Source organism: Caulobacter sp. 17J65-9 (genome assembly GCF_010975005.1).
Taxonomy (GTDB): Bacteria; Pseudomonadota; Alphaproteobacteria; order Caulobacterales; family Caulobacteraceae; genus 17J80-11.
The window spans coordinates 1-5,034 of sequence record NZ_JAAIVC010000218.1; the positions used below are offsets into that span (position 1 = coordinate 1).

Here is a 5,034-nt window from a genome sequence, read left to right on the forward strand (position 1 = left end):
GGCCGGCGTCGCCCGCCCGGCGCGCGCGCAAGCCCCGCGCCGTGGGTTCGGCCGTGACGGGCCGCCGCAGAACCGCGGGCGTGCCCGTTTCGGCGCGCACTGAAATATTAAATTGAGCCTTGTGGGCTAAAGGACTGGCGCATCTGCACCCTCGGGGCGGCCGCGCTCGACCTGCGTCAATCCGCCTCAAGAATACATAAAGATGTTCGCTGAGCGTGTACGGCGAACTGTGGGTTATTGCGACGGCCCGTCGCCTTCAGACCATCGATCTAGATCGGTAACGTCTCCCAATAACTTCGATTGGGAGTTCCCATGGCCGATATTACTAATATTGATTACAAGGGTAACGCGCTGCCGCTGAGCGGGGCGACCACCAAGGGCTTCACCGGCACCTCGGCCAAGGAGACCATCACCGGCACCTCCGGCAACGACGCCATTCGCGGCGGCGGCGGCGACACCCTGGTCGGCGGCGCGGGCGACGACACCTACACCACCGAAAACCGCACCGACATCATCATCGAGAAGGCGGGCGAGGGCGTCGACACGGTCAACGCCATCCGCACCTACTTCCTGTCGGACAACATCGAGAACCTGACGCTCCACGGCTATGACTCGTATGGCGCCGGCAACGCGCTCGCCAACGTGATCAAGGGCCTGGACGGCAACCAGACCATCGACGGCCGCGGCGGCAACGACGTGCTGACCGGCGGCGCGGGCCAGGACATCTTCATCGTCGCGCGCGGCGAAGGCAGCGACGTGATCACCGACTTCGAGGCCGGCGCCGGCAAGACCGACACGCTGCGCCTGAAGGGCGGCAACCTGTTCACCTTCGACCAGGTCAAGGCGGCCATGGTCCAGTCCGGCTCGGACGTGGTGCTGAACCTCGGTTCGGACCAGTCGGTGACCTTCCGCAACCACAAGATCGCGGACTTCGCGGCCGACGATTTCCAGCTGCCGATCGACTACAGCAAGCTGAAGCTGACCTTCAGCGACGAGTTCGACAGCTTCAGCCGTCGTGCCGACTGGAAGGGCGCGGGCACCTGGAACACCACCTTCGGTCCGGGCGCGTCCTACGACACGCGCACTCTCGTGGGTAACAGCGAGAAGCAGTACTACATGGACCCGGACTTCAAGGGTCTGGGTGTGAACCCGTTCTCCGTGAACAACGGCGTGCTGACCATCACCGCTGAGAAGTCCTCCGCCGCGGTCGCGAGCGCGATCGGCGGTGCGGCGAACCAGTACACCTCGGGTATGATCAACACCAAGGGTACCTTCAGCCAGACCTACGGCTACTTCGAGATGCGCGCCGACCTGCCGGGCGGCCAGGGTCTGTGGCCGGCCTTCTGGCTGCTGCCGCAGGACGGGTCGTGGCCGCCCGAGCTGGACGTGATGGAGATGATCGGCTCGGATCCGACCATCGTCTACACCACCCAGCACTCCAAGGCCTCGGGCAAGCACACCTACGACTCCAAGGGCCACGTCATCGGTGACTCCACCGACGGCATGCACACCTACGGCGCCAAGTGGGACGCCAAGGAGATCGTCTGGTACGTCGACGGCGCTGAAGTCTATCGCTCGGCCACCCCGGCCGACATGAACAAGCCGATGTACATGATCGCCAACCTGGCGGTGGGCGGCTCGTGGCCGGGCAGCCCGGACGGGACCACCAAGTTCCCGGCCAAGATGGATATCGACTACATCCGCGCCTACAGCCTGGACGGCACCGGCACGCCGACGCCGACCCCGACCCCGACTCCGACGCCCACCCCGACTCCGACGCCGACCCCCACGCCGACGCCGACCCCGACCCCGACGCCCACCCCGACTCCGACCCCGACGCCGGGTGAGCCGAACCTGAAGGCGACCACCGGCGACGACCACCTGGTCGGCACCTCGGGCGCGGACCGCATCAACGGTCTGGCCGGCAACGACCACATCACCGGCGGTGCGGGCAACGACGTCATGGACGGCGGCGCCGGCAAGGACCAGTTCATCTTCGCCACCGGGTCCGGCCAGGACACGATCTACAACTTCAAGGGCGCCGATGACGGCCTGAACTTCAACGGCCACCAGGCCGCGGGCCTGAAGCCGACGGTGACCCAGTCGGGCGCCGACACGGTGTTCAGCTTCTCGAACGGCGACAAGGTCACGCTGAAGAGCGTGAACATGTCGACCATCAAGAAGATCGACGACTGGCACTGGGGCAATGCGGAAGCCAGCACGACCCCCACGCCGACGCCGACGCCGACCCCGACGCCCACTCCGACGCCGACTCCGACTCCGGATCCGACGACGCCGAACCTGGCCGCCACCACGGGCCATGACATCCTGGTCGGCACCTCGGGCGCGGACCGCATCAACGGCCTCGCCGGCAACGACAAGATCACCGGCATGGGCGGCAACGACGTGATGGACGGCGGCGCGGGCGACGATCTGTTCGTCTTCGGCGTCGGGTCCGGCAAGGACACGATCTACAACTTCAAGCCGGGCGGTGTCGAAGACAGCCTCGACTTCAGCGGCTACCAGGGCCACACGGCGGCCCCGACCGTAACCCAGGTCGGCTCGGACACCGTGTTCAGCTTCTCGACCGGCGACTCGGTCACGCTGAAGAGCGTGAACATGCACGCCCTGGTGAAGGTCGACGACTGGCACTGGGCCTGATCGCCTGAACTGACTATCAGCCGACTGGGGCGGGAACCTGAGGGTTCCCGCCCCTTCTTTTTGCGCGCCCGTCCGGCTTGACGGCGTGCGTCGGATCGCCCACCCGAAGGACATGAGCGACAAGCCCGCCGTCCTGATCATGCAGCGCCACCTGGCGCCGCTGAGCGGTTTCCTGGAGAGCCGCTACGCCGTCCACCGGTTCTGGGAGGGCCCGCCCGTCGAGGTCGCCCAGGCCGTCCGCGCCCTGGTGGTGGCCGGCGAGTTTCCGCTGGACAAGCGCCTGATCGAGGAGCTGCCGCAGCTGGGCCTGATCGCCTGCTTCACCTCCGGCTACGACGGCATCGACGTGGCCTGGGCGCGCGGCCGCGGCCTGGAGGTGACCCACGCGCCGGGCGTGAACCACGAGGACGTCGCCGACCACGCGCTGGGCCTGATCCTGGGCGCGCGGCGCGAGATCGTCAGCGGCGACCGGGCCCTGCGCGCCGGCGGCTGGACCCCGGAAAGCAAGACCATCACCCGCTCGATGAAGGGCCAGAAGCTCGGGGTCGTGGGCCTGGGCATGATCGGCAAGGCGCTGGCCGTCCGCGCCGAGACCCTGGGCATGCAGATCGCCTGGTGGGGACCCAATCCGAAGCCGGACGCGGCCTGGCCGCGCGCCGCCAGCCTGGTCGAGCTGGCCCGCGACAGCGACGTGCTGGCGGTCTGCGTCAAGGCCGACGAGGAGAACCGCGGCCAGATCTCGCGCGAGGTGATCGAGGCGCTGGGGCCCGCCGGCCTGCTGGTCAACGTTTCGCGCGGCCAGGTGGTCGACGAGGACGTCCTGATCGCGGCGCTGAAGGACGGGCGGCTGGGCGGGGCGGCGCTGGACGTGTTCGTCGAGGAGCCGACGCCGGCGGCGCGCTGGGCCGACGTGCCCAACACGGTGCTGACTCCGCACACGGCCGGCGCGACCACCGAGTCGGTGCAGGCCATGCTGATGCTGCTGATGCAGAACCTCGAAGCCTTCTTCGCCGAGCAGCCGGTGAAGACGCCGGTGCGCTGAGCCCAGGCTTTAACCTGACGCGAACGCCGTTCGCCGCCATGATCGCCGCCGAACCGGAGGGCGACTCATGGCCAAGGTGCTCGGATTGGGCGGAATCTTCTTCAAGGCCGCGGACGGCGACGCCTTGAGCGACTGGTACCGCCGCGTGCTCGGGTTCGAGATCCAGGACGGCTGGGGCGGGGCCATGTGGCCGCATCCGCAGCAGGGCTTCACCCTGTGGTCGCCGTTCAAGGCCGACACCACCTACTTCGAGCCGTCGGCGCAGCCGTTCATGATCAACCTGATCGTCGACGATCTGGACGGCGTGCTGGCCCGGGCCAAGGACGCCGGCGTCGAGCCGCTGGGCCGCGAGGACGGCGACGCGAACGGCCAGTTCGCCTGGCTGCTGGATCCGGCCGGCGTGAAGGTCGAGCTCTGGCAACCGCCGGCTGGCGCCTAGGCCCGTCTTCCTGAGTTGCTCCCGCGCGCCGGCGCTCGGCGCCTTGGGAGCTCGCGATGACCCTCTTCGACGAAGTCCCGCTCTGGGTCCTCGGCGTCTCCCTCGCGGTCGGCATGATCCTGACCGAGGAGCTGGCCTTCCGCCTGCGGCGCGCCATCTCGCTGCGTTGGGAGCCGACCCAGGAGGGGCCGGGGGTGGGGTATCTGATCTCCGCCGCCCTGGCCCTGCTGGGCCTGCTGATCGCCTTCACCTTCTCGATGGCCGCCACGCACCACGATCTGCGCAACGAAGCGGTCGCGGCGGAGGCCAACGCGATCCGCACCGCCTACCTGCGCTACCAGCTGGTCGAGGAGCCGGCGCGCAGCGAGCTCAGCGGCCTGATCGTGGAATATCTGGGGCTGCGGGAGCGAGCCGACGCGGCGGTGGCCGAACCGGAGCGGGCCAAGGACATCGCCGAGGACGCCGCGCGCATGCAGGAGCGGATCTGGGCGGCGCTGACCCCTGCGGTGCACGCGCCGGCTCAAGGCTATCTCGCAACCCCGCTGCTGCTGGCGACCAACGAGATGTTCGCGGCCGGCGCGTCCCGTCGGGCCGCCACCGAGACGCGCGTGCCGGTCGTCATCCTGCGCACCCTGATCCTCTACGCCATGATGTGCGCCCTGTTCATGGGCTACGGCCTGGCCAGCGGCGGACGTCATTTCGCCGCCTCCACCACCCTGTTCCTGCTGATCGCCCTGACCATCAGCCTGGTTGTCGACATCGACCGCCCGCGCCCGGGCGCGGTGCGCATCGACGAAGCGCCGCTGGAGCGGGCCGCCGCGCGCATCCGCCGGAGCGAGGCCGCCAAGGCGCAGGCGGTCCAGCCGCAGGACGCGGGCGAGCCGGCTCAGGC

4 protein-coding genes are annotated in these 5,034 nt (G+C 68.8%); all 4 read left to right on the plus strand.

Annotation, left to right across the window (positions count from 1 at the left end; genetic code table 11):
* Nucleotides 1-312: 312 nt before the first annotated feature.
* Complete coding sequence (locus tag G3573_RS19880) at nt 313-2,661, plus strand: family 16 glycosylhydrolase (RefSeq protein WP_163263414.1); 2,349 nt, start codon at nt 313-315, stop codon at nt 2,659-2,661.
* Nucleotides 2,662-2,746: 85 nt separating this feature from the next.
* On the plus strand, nt 2,747-3,703 hold the full coding sequence (locus G3573_RS19885; RefSeq protein ID WP_346427423.1) for a 2-hydroxyacid dehydrogenase: 957 nt from the start codon (nt 2,747-2,749) through the stop codon (nt 3,701-3,703).
* A 67-nt stretch (nt 3,704-3,770) separates the two neighbouring features.
* Nucleotides 3,771-4,142 (plus strand): VOC family protein, encoded by a 372-nt coding sequence (locus tag G3573_RS19890; protein WP_163263415.1) that lies wholly within the window; start codon nt 3,771-3,773, stop codon nt 4,140-4,142.
* Between the two features lie 56 nt (nt 4,143-4,198).
* Nucleotides 4,199-5,034: hypothetical protein (locus G3573_RS19895; RefSeq protein ID WP_163263416.1), on the plus strand; the 836-nt coding region annotated here is incomplete at its 3' end.

Bases quoted from the DNA above. Each gene is read 5' to 3' on its own strand.
- G3573_RS19880 (WP_163263414.1), top strand. From the start codon at position 313: ATGGCCGATATTACTAATATTGATTACAAGGGTAACGCGCTGCCGCTG.
- G3573_RS19890 (WP_163263415.1), top strand. From the start codon at position 3,771: ATGGCCAAGGTGCTCGGATTGGGCGGAATCTTCTTCAAGGCCGCGGAC.